Source organism: Mesorhizobium sp. B2-2-3, from assembly GCF_006442405.1.
Classification (GTDB): Bacteria; Pseudomonadota; Alphaproteobacteria; order Rhizobiales; family Rhizobiaceae; genus Mesorhizobium.
Genome location: NZ_VFWC01000008.1, coordinates 155,698 through 169,332, shown reverse-complemented (window position 1 = coordinate 169,332; position 13,635 = coordinate 155,698). Strand labels below are relative to the sequence as shown.

Sequence of the window (13,635 nt, the reverse complement as noted above, 5' to 3'; positions counted from 1 at the left end):
CCTGCTGTGGAGTGGAAGTGTCAGACATTTCGTGCCGGCCAGCGGAGAGGGAACCATGACCGACAATCATATTTCGGGCGGCCATATTTCGGGCGGCTCGCTCCTTGTTCAGCGCCGTGCGGCGCATTTCGCCAGTCACTGGATCGCGAATGGCGATCCTCGGTCCCGTTCGGCCCGGCGCCGCTTGATGGCGGTCCTGCGCATGGCGCATCGTGCGCTGGGCATGGGGCGCAAGCGCTTGGGGCTGGGAACGCTGGGCGTCGGCGGGGCGCTCGGGACAGCCGTGACGCTGGGCGCCTTCGCGATCGGCATGGCCGCGACGCCGGCTCAGGCGCAATATCAGGCCGGCGGCGGTTCGGCGACCGCTCCCGAGGCCATCGCGGTCGGAAACGGCTCAAACGCCAGCCTTAACTGGGCCATAGCGCTCGGCTTCCAGGCCCAATCGACGGCGCAATACGGCGTCGCCATTGGTCGCACCGCGTCGGCCACGGGCACCGGCGGCGCAGTGGCGATCGGCTCCGGTACGATTTCAAACAATATCAACACGGTAGCGATCGGCGTCGCCGCGGGTGCCACTGGGGCCGGGGCCAGCGCGCTGGGCACCAACGCCCAAGCTTCGGGAGGGAACTCCACCGCAGTCGGTGTCAGCGCCACGGCCAGCAACAACTATGCGTTCGCCGCTGGCTACGGATCCGTAGCCAGCGGGCTGCGCAGCACTGCGATTGGGCAGTTCGCAGGGGCGTCCGGGCTGGATGCTGTTGCACAAGGCACCAGCACCGTTGCGAACAGCCAAAATGCCGTCGCCGTCGGCTTCCAGTCGACCGCAACCGCGATAAACGCCGTCTATCTCGGCTCGCGCACCGCTGCCGGGACGGGAGCCTTGGCCCAGAGCGCCATTGCTATCGGTACGGACGTGACGGCGTCTCAGGTCGACACCACCGCAATCGGACGCCAAAGCAAGGCAACGGGAACGGGCGCCACGGCGATGGGTAAGAACGCCAGCGCCTGGGGCAACCAGTCCATTGCATTCGGTGTGGGCGCGCAGGCAGGCGTGCAGGCCGACACGGCCGTGCCCAACAGCATCGCCATCGGCACCAGCGCGCTTGCGAATAAGAACAACGCGATGGCGCTCGGCACACTGGCCAATGCCACGGAGGACGGTGCCATCGCCATGGGCTCCTCTACCAACGCGACAGCCACGCAGGCCGTGGCGCTTGGCGTTTCCGTCAACGCCACTGGCGCCGGCGCCACCGTGGTGGGCAGCGCAGGCTCCACTGCGTCCGGCGCCTACTCCATTGTGGTAGGCGCCACCAGTACCGCGAGCGGAGCCAATTCCATCGCCATCGGCCCCTCGACCAACGCGACGGCGGCTAACACCATCGCCTTGGGCGCCAGCGCCAAGGCGGATTCCGCCGAAGCGGTCGCCATGGGCACCAATGCGGTAGCGACCGGCGGCAAGGCCGTCTCCATCGGCTCCGGCAACACCGCCTTTGGCGACGGCGCGGTCTCGATCGGCGACCCGAGCTATGCCAGCGGCACCGGCGCCTTCACCGGCGGCGCCAACAACATCGCCAACAGCGACGGCACGGCGACCGCCACCGCGGCCAACATGGCCAACGGCGCCGTCGCGATCGGCAACAGCAACAAGGCGATCGGGCAGGGCTCGGTCGCACTGGGCAACGGCTCGACGGCGGGCGCGGCCGGCCTCGCCGGAAATGTCGCGCTCGGCGATGGCGCGACGGCGGCGGCAAGCTCCGGCGACGTGGCGCTCGGCTCGGGCTCGGTGACCACCACGGCGGTCGGCACGGCCAGCGGGGTGGTCAACGGCACCACCTACGCCTTCCAGGGCACCAACCCGACCTCGACGGTCAGCATCGGCGCGGCCGGCGCGGAACGCACCATCACCAACCTGGCGGCTGGGCGGATCAGCGCGCTCTCGACCGACGCCATCAACGGCTCGCAGCTCTTCGCCACCAACCAGGCGGTCGATGCCATCGGCGCCGTCGTCAACAACATCAATGTTGGCGGCGGCATCAAGTATTTCCATGCCAACTCGACGCTGGCGGATTCGCAGGCGCTGGGAGCCGATTCCGTCGCTGTCGGCCCGAATGCGGTCGCCAACAATGCCGGCGATGTCGCGATCGGCCTGAATTCGACGTCGGGCGCCACGACCAATGTCGGCGGCACGACGATCGGCGGCGTCAACTATACCTTCGCCGGCGGCACGCCGGCGGGCGCCTTCTCGGTCGGCTCGGCCGGCGCCGAGCGCCAGATCCAGAACGTCGCCGCCGGACAGTTGAACGGCGGTTCGACCGACGCGGTCAACGGCTCGCAGCTCTTCGCCACCAATCAGCAGGTGACGGCCAACACCACCGCCATTTCCAATATCGGCGCAGGCGTGACCAATCTCGGCAACACGATCAACAACATCACCGGCGACACGTCGACCGTCTTCACCGACGTCAATGGCGAAGGCATCCGCTATGCCCGCACCAATGAGTTCGGGCTGGCGCAGACCGATTCCTTCGCCCAGGGCGTCGGCTCCACAGCGGTCGGCTACAATGCGACCGCCACCGGCGTCAGCGCGCTGGCGCTCGGCCGCGACAGCAATGCCAGCATCGACGGCGGCGTGGCCCTCGGCTCGGGTTCGCTCTCCGATCGCCCGATCGCTCCGGCTACCGGGCAACTGCCCGCCGGCCCATCCAACTTCATCCAGTACAACACCACCGACAAGGCGCTGCTCGGCGCCGTTTCGGTCGGCAACGCCACCTCCTACCGGCAGATCACCAATGTCGCCGACGGCACGCAGGACCAGGACGCGGTGACGGTGCGCCAGCTCGCGGGCGCCATCGCCGCCGTGTCGGCCACCTCGACCAAGTATTTCCATGCCAATTCGGTGGCGGCCGACTCGCTGGCGGTCGGCGCGGAATCGGTCGCGGTCGGTCCGACCACGGTCGTCAACGGCGATAACGGCATCGGCATCGGCAACGGCGCCATCGTCGACCAGACGGCGCCCGGCGGAACCGCCATCGGCCAGAACGCCCATGTGATGCTGGCGGACGGCCTGGCCTTCGGCACCAATTCGCTCGCCTCCGGCATCCAGTCGGTGGCGCTCGGCGCCGGCGCGCAAAGCACCTTCATCAACAGCGTGGCGCTGGGCGCGCAGTCCATCACCTCGGTCGGCGCGCAGGCCGGCTACGCGGCCTTTGCCCTGACCGCTCCGCAGACCTCGGTGGGCGAGGTGTCGATCGGCGACGCCGGAGCTGAACGCAAGCTCACCAATGTCGCGGCGGGCTCGGCCGACACCGACGGCGTCAACGTCTCGCAGCTGCGCGGCGTGTCGCAAAACGTGACCAACCTGTTCGGCGGCACCACCACGCTCAACCCCGACGGCTCGATCACCGGGCCGACCTACACCGTCCAGGGCAACACCTACACGACCGTCTATGACGGGCTCACGGCGGTCGACAATGCCTTGACCACCATCAGCAATGGCGGCGGCATCAAGTACTTCCACGCCAATTCGTCGCTGGCCGACAGTATCGCCGGCGGCACCGACGCCGTGGCGATCGGACCCGAAAGCGTGGCGAGCGGCAACGACAGCCTGGCCGCCGGCCATGGCTCGACGGCTACCGGGGCGGGCGCGGTCGCGCTCGGCCAGGGCGCGCAGGCCAACAACGCCAACGATGTGGCGCTCGGCTCCGGCTCGGTGACGCAGACCGCCGTCGGCACCTCCAGCACCGTCATCAACGGCAAGACCTACGCCTTTGCCGGCACGACGCCGACCGGAACAGTCAGCGTCGGCGATGCCGGTGCGGAGAGGACGATCACCAATGTCGCAGCCGGACGGATCGCCGCCGACAGCACCGACGCGATCAATGGTTCACAGCTCTTCGCCTCCAACCAGGCGATCGAGGCCCTGCAAACCGGCGTCGGAAATCTCAACCAGAATGCGGTGACCTATGACACGCAGGGCGGCGCCAAGACGAACACCATCACGCTGCAAGGCGGAGACGTCAACGCGCCGGTCGTCATCTCCAACGTCGGACCCGGCGTCGCCGGCACCGACGCGGTCAATGTCAACCAGCTGACCAAGGGCCTCGACACCGCCATCAGCACATCCAACAGCTATACCGACAAGGTGGCGGCCACGACCCTGCAACAGGCCAACGACTATACCGACCAGAAACTCGGCCAGCTGAATTCGGACATCAGCGGCATCCGCGACGAAGCCCGGCAAGCGGCGGCAATCGGCCTCGCCGCCGCCTCGCTGCGCTACGACGACCGTCCCGGAAAGCTGAGCGTCGCGGCGGGCGGCGGCTTCTGGCGGGACGCCAGCGCCTTTGCCTTCGGCGCGGGCTACACCAGCGAGGACGGCCGTATCCGCGGCAACGTCTCGGGCACGGCGGCGGGCGGAAATGTCGGTGTCGGCGCCGGCCTGAGCTTCACGTTGAACTGAGGCGGGAATGAACGGGGCAACCAGTCGTCATGCCCGGCTTTTCCTCCTGACCTGCCTGGCGCTTGCCGGCGGCCTGTCCTTGGCCGCCGGGCCGGCCGCCGCGCAAGCGACCGCGCCCTACAGGATCAAACCGTCCGACGTGGCGGTGCCGCCGGATGTGAAACTGGGCCAATACCAGCGCACCATCCGGCCCTTCGAGAATTGGACGCTGATCTGCGACGAGAACCTCAAGGCGCGCAAGAAGGTCTGCAATGTCTCGCAGGTGATCGAGGACGGGGCCGGCAAGATGGCCTTCAGCTGGTCGCTCGCCGCCACGCAGGACGGCAAGCCCTACATGATCCTGCGCACCGCGCCGAACGCCAAAAGCGACGGGCTGGTGTCGCTGAAGTTCGACGGGCGCGACCCGATCGACGTCCACTTGAATGGCTGCAACGAAGTGGTCTGCGTCGGCATGCTGCCGGTGGGGCCCGTCATGCGCCAGCAGATAGTGCAGAAAGCGACGCCGGCGATCTCCTACCTGACCGTCGACGGCCAGACGATTACCGTGACCGCAACGCTCAAGGGGCTGTCCGAGGCCCTTGCGCCAATCAAATAACCGAGGCAGCACCGTGAACCAGCAAGACCCGTTCATCTCCCCAGCGCGCGGCCCGAGCGTGGAGCCGGACCGCAAGAGGATCGTCGAGCCCGATCGCAAGAGGGTCGCCGAGCCGCAGCGGCGGTGGCCGCGCGTCCTAGCCTTCTCGCTGCTGGGGCTGGCCATGATCGGCATCGGCTTCGCTGCCGCCAACTATGCCGCGATCGCCGGTCTCGTCGGCACCCCGACGGCCGCACAGGCCGGGACCGCGCCGCCCGCATTGCCGGACTCGCCTTTCCTCGAACATGTCAAACAGGCCGGCGTGCAGGCCTGCTCGACGATCTTTCCTGTGCTCGGACAGGTGCTGACGACGGGCTCGAAATACAGCGTCAAATCCTTGTGGAACGACCAGGCCGCCGACAAGCACGCCGTGCAGGCCCTCGTCGGCATGAACTATTCGACGGAAAAATACAGCGGACCGGCCGCCGGCGTAGTTTTCGCATCGCCCACCGCTTCCGGCTGCGAAGGCGCGATGGTGCGGGTGGCGCCGTTCGCCAGCCCGTGTTCGGATATCCCGTCCGTTCTTCCGCAAGGCAGCAAGATCACCGACCATCTCGGCCAGGTCGAGGTGTACGAGCTGGGCGGCAATTCGGGTGAAGCGCTGCTGCTGCCGACCGGCAATAGCTGCGTGGTGATTTCCATCGCGTCGGCGTCGAAGTGAGACAACGGGATAGGCGAATGGGCGAGAGCTCCTGGAAAGGATTGCAGACCATGATATCGCGACGTCTGGCAGTTTTGTGCATGGCCCTGCTGTGGAGCGGGCAGGTTGTCTCGGCCGACCTTGTGGCGCCGCCGGAGCCGGAGCCGAAGGAGGAAAAGGGCATCTGGGGGGCGATCGCCTATTCCAGCATCGATACCAAGCACGGCTTCTTTTGGGGCGCCGACAAGCGCCAGGAGGCGAAGGACGCCGCGATGAAATATTGCGAGAACGCCGGCGGCAAGGGCTGCACTGTTGTCACGGTGTTCCGCAATCATCGCCATTGGACAGACGACGACGAGACGGGCTTTCCCTACAAGCACTGCGGCGCCCTGGCCGTGGCTAAGGAGAAGCAGAGCGACCGGCTGATGCCCTGGGGCGCGAACTCGGCCGAGACCCGCAAGGACGCGGAAGATCTCGCTCTGCATGCCTGCGAGGCGGCGGGAACCGAATGCAAGATCCGCGAGTGGGTCTGTACCTGAAGCGCACCGCGCCCGACGGCTTCATACGACGCGCTTTGGAATTGCTTTTGCACCCTGCGTGAGGCAGATGACCATGCCCGCGGCCCCGAAAATCCCATCCGGTTTTCGGGGCCATGCGCGTGAACCCCGAAGAGAAAGTCGCCATCGTTGTTTGACAGATTTGTTCTTCTGAAGGCGGCCGCAGTCTGCGCGGCGGCACTGGCCGCATCGGGTGCCTGTGCGCAACAACAGCACGCGGCCACGCTTCCAAACGGCGCGTCGTCGCTCCAGGAGACCTATCAGGACTGGAGCCTGGCCTGCACCATCCAGGACAATGCACGCGCCTGCTCGGTTTCGCAGGACCAGACGCAGAAGAACGGCCAGAGGCTGCTGGCGGTGGAGTTGCGGGCGGGGCCGAAGGGTGGATTGACCGGAACCCTGCTTCTGCCGTTCGGCATCCTGTTCGACCCAGGCGTGACGATCCAGATCGACGACCAGCCGCCCCTCGGCCAGTTGCGGTTCCGCACCTGCCTGCCGAACGGATGCGTGGCGCAGTTTCCGATCGATCGGGCGCTGGCGCAGAAGCTGAAGGCGGGCGGCGTATTGACGCTCAACGTCATCACCGACGCCGAGACCAAGCTCAACTTCCCCGTCTCCCTGAAAGGCCTCGCCGCCGCCCTCGACCGCGTCGCGGCGCTGAGCGGGCGCTGAGGAGGGACGAAGTCGGTTTTACTCCAGCTCGCGCGGCCTTTGGGCCGCAGCGCCGGAGCCCCACAAGGCGCGCCTGAGCAGGTTCCGTCCGCCCTTGCGCGGCACAAGATTAATATCGCTGACAAGCTTTGCGCCGCCCTCGCGCCGCTCCAATGTGATCTTGCGGCTGTGGAAGGCTTCCAGCTCGGCGCGATGCGCGACGCTTATGATGGTCACCTTCGGTAATTCATGGATGACCGTCTCCATCATCTTGTCCTGGCTCTTCTCATCGAGCGCAGACGTCGCTTCGTCCAGAACGACGATATCGGGATGATGCAGCAGGAGGCGCGCGAAGGCGAGCCGCTGCTTTTCGCCACCCGACAGGGTCTGGTCCCAGGGCGCGTCTTCCTCGATCCGGTCCTTGAGATAATCGAGCCCCACCTTGTCGAGGGCGGCGTTGATCTTCTCCAGCGTCCAGTTGTCGGCGGCGGCCGGATAGGCGACCGCGCGGCGCAGCGTCCCGGAGGGGATGTAGGGACGTTGCGGCAACATGAACAGCCGCCTGCCGGGGTGGAAGTCGACGCTGCCGCCACCCCACGGCCAAAGGCCTGCGACGGCGCGCACCAGCGTGCTCTTGCCCGAACCGGATTCGCCGGCCACCAGCACCCGCTCGCCAGGCTCGATCTCTACCTCGGTTTCCTTGACCACGCCGGTGCCGTCGTCGAGCGACACCGAGAGATTGTCCAGGCTGAGCATCGCACCGTCTTCGGTTTCGCCGTGCCTGATGCGGCCCAGCGCGTCGCTGCGTTCGGCGCGCTCCAGCCCGTCAAGCGACATCATCAGCGAGGCAATACGCCGTGCCGAGGCGTTCCAGTCGGCGAGGCGGGGATAGTTGTCGACCAGCCATCCGAACGCGGCCTGCACGATGGCGAAGGCTGAGGCAGCCTGCATGATCTGTCCAAGGGTCATGCTGCCTTCGAGAAATTTTGGCGCGCAAAGCAAGATCGGCACGACCGGCGCAAACAGGCTCGACCCCTGCGACACCAGCGCTGTGCGCATGTGCTGGCCTGTCAGCAGCGCCCATTGCCGGAGCACCGTGCCGAACGTCTTGTCGATGCCGCTGCGCTCCTCCTCCTCGCCGCCGAGCAAGGCGATGCTCTCGCCGTTTTCGCGCACGCGCGTCAGCGTGTAGCGGAAATCGGCTTCCGCTTGGTTCTTCTGCTCGGAGAGCCGCACGAAATGGCGGCCGATGACCACCATCGAAGTGGAGGTGATGGCGGCGTAGATCACCGCGGTCACGACCAGGAAGCCGGGAATGGTGACGCTCCAGCTTCCGATCGGCAAAGTCAGCGCCCCGCCGATCGTCCACAGCACCACGATGAAAGTGGAGGCCGACAAAAACGCGTTGATCACGCCGGAGATGAAATCGACGGGCGATTCCGTGGCGGTCCGCAAATCCTCCGCGATGCGTGCCTCGGGGTTCGTGTGGTCGCCGCCCACGAGGTTCAGCTGATAGTAGCGGCCGCTTGCGAGCCAGCGCGCGATGATGGCGGTGGTCGACCAGGAACGCCAGCGGCGCTGGATCGTCATGCGAAGGTAGACTTGCGCGACGACAAGGCTTGCGCTTCCAACCACGAGCGGCGGGAACACGGCGCTGAGCACATAGACGGTGTGGGCGTTGCGCTGCTCGATGGCGTCGAAGATCGAGCGGTTCCAGATGTTGATCCCATACTGGAAGCCGACATTGATGCATATCAGCATCAACAGCCCGATCGTGAACGGCCAGGCCAGCTTGTCGCCGCGCGTGCTCCAGTAGCCGCGCGCGCTGATCCAGAAGCGCCTCAGCAGGTATCGCTTGCGCGCCTGCTCGGCCTCCTGCGGCGTCAGCTCCGGACCGGGTTCGATGGCCCCGGGCGGCGGCGCAGCCTCGCCCACGACCTCGGACGCAACTTCGACTGTCGAGGCCTTCTCCTGGTGCGACTTCTCTGCCTTGCGCCGCCTGGCGCCGTCGACCGTTTTCGGCATGAGTTCAGCCTCGGATGTAACGGCGACAACGGCCTAAAAATCAAAAAGTTTCACCAGGCCCGCTCCAGACGGCGCCATGGGTCTCCCCGTGCTCCCCTGCTCGACCCGCGATGCCGCCAGCCGCCGCTGGACAATTCGCCAGCCGGCGGGCCCGTTTAGCGACGGTCTCCTCGCAGCCGGAACGAGACCGTGTGCTTGGAACCAATGATGGGCGAGACTGTTTAGCCATGAACTTCGATGCGACGCCGACGTCCCGGCCCGGTCGGGTGAGCAGCGACCTTGAGGAGCCCCTTGTCATGAAGATTTCGTCCAGATTTCGTTCAGTCGCCATCGCCGTCATCACTGCCGCGGGCGTTGGCTTTGCCAGTGTCGCGCACGCCGACACCGGAACGATCCGCTTCTCCATCTACAAGGCGGCCTTCTTCATCGGCGGCGCCGGAGGCGAGGGCACGCTGACCTTCCATGGCCGCCGGTATCCGATCTCGGTCGGCGGCATTTCGGGCGGCCTCGCCTTCGGTGCCTCCAAGACCTATTTCCGGGGCACCGTGCGCCATATCAAGCGCGCCCGGGACGTGACGGGTGTGTACGGCGCGGCGGGCGGCGGCGGCGCGCTCGGCAAGGGCGCCCAGGTGATCGTCATGACCAACGACAAGGGCGCCCAGCTCGAGCTCACGGGCAGGCAGGTAGGGCTGCAAGTCAACGCCGATCTCAGCGGCATGAGCATCACGGTGAAGTGAGGGCGATCACTGCGTCGGTGTTTCCAGGGATGAGCCGGCGGCCCCTCCCTACCGCTCCTCCACGATCCGCAGATAGGCCGCAGTCACGAACAGCACGATCAGGCCGAACAGGATCCTTCTTGCCCCCTCCGGCATCTGCAAAATCGTCAGCAGCGTCGTCAGCACGGTCAGGATCAAGGCACCGATGATGGTGCCGGTATAACCGCCGCGGCCGCCGAAGATGGAGGTGCCGCCGATGACGGCGGCGGCCACGGAGGGCAGCACCAGCGGTTCGGCGAGAGACAGGGAAGGGGCCTTGATCAAGCCGATATAGAGCAGGCCGGTGATGCCGGCGAGCAGGCTGGAGAGGACGTAGAGCGCGGTGATGACCTGCCAGTAGCGCACGCCGGAAAGGCGGGTCGCGCGCTCATTGTCGCCGACGGCGTAGAGCAGGCGGCCGAAACCGGTGCGGTTGAGGCCGAAGACGATCAGCACCGCGACGGGGACGAACAGAAGCAGCGCGTTGGGAAACCCTGCGGTCACGCCGGTGCCGAGCCAGGCGAGGAAATCGGGGATCTTGGCGCCCGAGGCGATCACCGTGCGTTGATAGACCTGCAGGAAGCCGGTGCCGATCAGGCTGGTGCCCAGCGTCATGATCAGCGGATGGACGCGGAAGACGCCGACGCCGATGCCGTTGACGAGGCCGATCAGCACCGCCGGCATCATCGCCAGGAGGAAGGCCACGGCTGGGTCCTGGTTGACGGCTTGCGTAGCCATGATGAAGGCGCTCATCGTCGCCACCGTGCCGACAGAGAGATCGATGCCGCCGGTCAGCATGGTCATGGTCTGGCAGCCGGCAAGGATCGCCAAGGGAATGGCGAATTTGATGGTGTTGGCGATCCAGCGCTCGTTGACGATGCCGGGGCGCAGGATCTGCAAAATCACAACCAGGATGACCAGCAGGATGACCAGCGGAATCAGCGGCCGGTCGGCCATGAAGCGTTTGACACGGCGGCCGAAGGGGACGGGTTGGGGCGTGATTGCTGACGTGCTCATGGGGTGGCTCTTGTCTGCAAATGTAGCGCCCTACGGCGGCCCCCTCTGTCCTGCCGGACATCTCCCCCTCTAGGGGGGAGATCGGATGGGGTGACGGCTTTCGCAAATTGTCGGCGTTGCAAGAATGAGCGAGACGCCGAAGCTGCCAATCTCCCCCCTTGAGGGGGAGATGTCCGGCAGGACAGAGGGGGGCGCCGTAGAGCGCTATGCGCCAATTCATTCTCCCTCATCATTGCCGACCCCGCATCGTAATGAAAGCCCCGAACATCACCACGGCGACCATGATCAGGCCCTCGATGATGGCGGTGACGTTGGGGTCGATGGCAAGCAGGGTGAGGTCGGTGCGCACCAGGCGCAGCACGAAGACGGCGACGATGGGGCCGAGCAGGCCGCCCTTGCCGCCGCCCAGCGCCACGCCGCCCAGCACCACGGCCGCGACGCTGGCGAGCAGATAGGGGCCGGGAATAGGAGCGCCGATGCCGGTGCTCATGGTCAGCGCCAGGCCGCCCATGGCCGCGAACAGGCCCGACAGCGCATAGGCGATGATGCGGGTGCGCTTGACCGGCACGCCGCTGCGGAACGCCGCCAGCTCGCTCGAGCCGATGGCGTAGATGGACAGGCCGAGGCGCGAGCGCCTCAGCGGAATCCAGACGATGCAGAGGCAGATGATCAGCACCAGCAGAGCCTTCGGCAGCCAGGCGTCGATGTTCTGCGGCAGGCCGGGTATCGGGACCGTGCCTGAAATCATCGCCTTCAGCCATTCGGCGGCGCCGCCGCCCGGCGCGCCGAGCACAAGAAGCGCTGCCCCTTGCAGCACGAACAGCATGGCGAGGGTCACCACGATGTCGGGGACGCGGGTGACGACAATGAGCAGGCCGTTGAGCGCGCCGAGCACAAAACCCATGGCCAGTACGAAAGGCACCACGAACAGCGCGTATTCTTCCGAGGCGCCGGCCATCATCGAGGCGGCGGTGACGCTGGTCAGCGCCATCATGGCGGCGACCGACAGATCGATGCCGCCGGCGATGACGACGACGGTCTGCGCGGCCACGGCAAAGGCGTAGGGCAAGACGGCCCGCGCCAGCGAGCCGAAATCGCCGCTGCCATAGCCGGGCTGGATCAGCTTGGTGACGACGAACAGCACGATGAGGAGGGCGAACAGGCCGGCGACCCAGCCCTGGCGGCGCAGGAGATGGCTCATGGCGTCGCCTCCGGCGCATCCGGGGCATTTGCTGTCGGGTCCGCCAAAATGCCGACATCGGCCTTGGCGCCGCGCGGCAGGCCGTAGGCGGCGCGCATCAGTGCCGGCTCGTCCGCCTCCTCGACCGGGAAGATATCGACGACGCGGCCGCCGAAGATGACGATGACGCGATCGCAGACGCGCTGCACCTCTTCGAGTTCCGAGGTGTAGAACAGCACCGACTTGCCGTGGCCGGCGAGCTCGCGCAGCAATTTATAGATTTCCTGCTTGGTGCCGACATCGATGCCGCGCGTCGGGTCGAAGCACAGGATGGTGCGGGCATCCGCCGCGATCCAGCGGGCGATGGTCACCTTCTGCTGGTTGCCGCCGGACAGGCGCTGCACCTCGCCTTGCGCGCGGGTGTCGATCTGGAGGCGCGCGATGGCGCTCGCCACCGTGGCGCGCTCCTTGCGCATGGCGATCGGCCCCCAGTTGCGCAAGGCGGCGCTGAAGGGCAGCGCGATGTTCTCGCGCACCGAGCGCTGCATGGCGAGGGCCTCGGAGCGGTCGCCCGGCACATAGGCGATGCCGGCGCGGATGGCGTCGATCGGATGGGTGAATTTCGCCGGCTGGGCGTCGACCTCGATCGTGCCGCCGGACGGTTTGATCGAGCCGGCAAGGGCGGCGAACAATTCATCCTGGCCCTGGCCTTCGAGCGCGACGACGCCGGCGACCTCGCCGTCGGCGAGCTCGAAGGAGACGTCGTTGAGCTTGGTGCCGACGCGCAGATTGCGCACGGCGAGACGCGGGCGGGCAGGGGCCGATGTGGCGGCCTGGCCGGCGGCGCGGGCGGTCACCTTGGTCTTCTCGATGCGGGCGCCGAGCATCAGCTCGACGATCTTTTCCTCCACGCCGGGCTCGATGTCGAGAACGCCGACGGTCGCGCCGTCGCGCAGCACGGTGGCGCGGTCGCAGAGCGCCGAGATCTCGACGAAGCGGTGCGAGATGAAGATCACGGCGCGGCCGCTGTCGCCCTGGCGACGCACGACTTCCAGTACCTTTTCGGCAAGATTTGCGGGGAGCGCCGCGGTCATCTCGTCGAGCAGCAGCACGTCGGGCTCGACGGCGAGCGCCCGCGCCAGGTCGAGCACGCGCAGCACCGCCAGCGGAATGTCGCGCGCGGTGTCGCGCAGGTCGAGGTCGGGAATGCCAAGTTCGCGCACCCAGGCGCGGAACGGCTCGACGGGCGTGCCGGTCAGCCGCAGATTGGACAGTATGTCGAGATCGGGGATCAGCGACGGTTCCTGGTAGACGGGCAGAAGGCCAGCGCGGCGCGCGGCGGCGGGCGAGCGTATGTCGCGCGCCTCGCCACGGATCAGGACGCGCCCGGCGGAGGCAGGAACCGCGCCGGTCAGGATCTTCACCAGCGTCGACTTGCCGGCGCCATTGGCGCCCATCAGGGCATGCACCTCACCCGGCAGGACAGACAGCGACGCGTCGCGCAGCGCGGCAACCGCGCCGTAATTCTTGGCGACGCCGGAGGCGTCGAGGAGGGGTTTGGTGGTCAAATTGCTGTCCGTACCAGAAACTCAATTGCTGGCGCTCTACGGCGCCCCCCTCTGTCCTGCCGGACATCTCCCCCACAAGGGGGGGATTGGCCGTAACTTCGGCTTTCGCCAATTTTCAACGTGGCAAGACGAGAGCCGGCGCCGAAACT

General features: G+C 66.9%; 10 protein-coding genes. 6 read left to right on the top strand and 4 right to left on the bottom strand.

Annotation, left to right across the window (positions count from 1 at the left end; translation table 11 throughout):
• Positions 1-55: 55 nt before the first annotated feature.
• The 5 genes from FJ951_RS16735 (at position 56) to FJ951_RS16715 (ending at position 6,962) form a co-directional block, all read left to right on the top strand.
• Positions 56-4,459 carry a YadA-like family protein gene (locus FJ951_RS16735; protein WP_140516061.1) on the top strand — a complete coding sequence of 1,468 codons (4,404 nt, stop codon included), beginning with the start codon at positions 56-58 and terminating at the stop codon, positions 4,457-4,459.
• A 7-nt stretch (positions 4,460-4,466) separates the two neighbouring features.
• Positions 4,467-5,054, top strand: a complete 588-nt coding sequence (locus FJ951_RS16730; protein ID WP_140516059.1) for an invasion associated locus B family protein — start codon at positions 4,467-4,469, stop codon at positions 5,052-5,054.
• A 13-nt stretch (positions 5,055-5,067) separates the two neighbouring features.
• Complete coding sequence (locus FJ951_RS16725) at positions 5,068-5,754, top strand: hypothetical protein (protein ID WP_140516057.1); 687 nt, start codon at positions 5,068-5,070, stop codon at positions 5,752-5,754.
• 50 nt (positions 5,755-5,804) lie between these two features.
• Positions 5,805-6,272: a DUF4189 domain-containing protein gene (locus FJ951_RS16720; RefSeq protein ID WP_140516055.1), complete on the top strand. Its 468-nt coding sequence runs from the start codon at positions 5,805-5,807 to the stop codon at positions 6,270-6,272.
• 198 nt (positions 6,273-6,470) lie between these two features.
• Positions 6,471-6,962: an invasion associated locus B family protein gene (locus FJ951_RS16715; RefSeq protein WP_224684818.1), complete on the top strand. Its 492-nt coding sequence runs from the start codon at positions 6,471-6,473 to the stop codon at positions 6,960-6,962.
• An 18-nt stretch (positions 6,963-6,980) separates the two neighbouring features.
• Here the strand turns inward: FJ951_RS16715 and FJ951_RS16710 are convergent, their stop codons facing one another.
• Positions 6,981-8,966, bottom strand: coding sequence for an ABC transporter ATP-binding protein/permease (locus FJ951_RS16710; RefSeq protein ID WP_140516051.1), 1,986 nt, complete (start codon positions 8,964-8,966; stop codon positions 6,981-6,983).
• 296 nt (positions 8,967-9,262) lie between these two features.
• On the opposite strand from FJ951_RS16710, the gene FJ951_RS16705 reads away from it, so the two are divergent.
• Positions 9,263-9,703: a hypothetical protein gene (locus FJ951_RS16705; RefSeq protein WP_140500175.1), complete on the top strand. Its 441-nt coding sequence runs from the start codon at positions 9,263-9,265 to the stop codon at positions 9,701-9,703.
• A gap of 48 nt (positions 9,704-9,751) precedes the next feature.
• On the opposite strand, the gene FJ951_RS16700 is transcribed toward FJ951_RS16705, so the two are convergent.
• The 3 genes from FJ951_RS16700 to FJ951_RS16685 form a co-directional block, all read right to left on the bottom strand.
• Positions 9,752-10,738, bottom strand: a complete 987-nt coding sequence (locus tag FJ951_RS16700) for an ABC transporter permease (RefSeq protein WP_140516049.1) — start codon at positions 10,736-10,738, stop codon at positions 9,752-9,754.
• A gap of 229 nt (positions 10,739-10,967) precedes the next feature.
• On the bottom strand, positions 10,968-11,939 hold the full coding sequence (locus tag FJ951_RS16690) for an ABC transporter permease (protein WP_140516047.1): 972 nt from the start codon (positions 11,937-11,939) through the stop codon (positions 10,968-10,970).
• Positions 11,936-13,486: a sugar ABC transporter ATP-binding protein gene (locus tag FJ951_RS16685; RefSeq protein WP_140516045.1), complete on the bottom strand. Its 1,551-nt coding sequence runs from the start codon at positions 13,484-13,486 to the stop codon at positions 11,936-11,938. The genes FJ951_RS16690 and FJ951_RS16685 overlap by 4 nt, the downstream gene beginning before the upstream one ends.
• Positions 13,487-13,635: the final 149 nt, after the last annotated feature.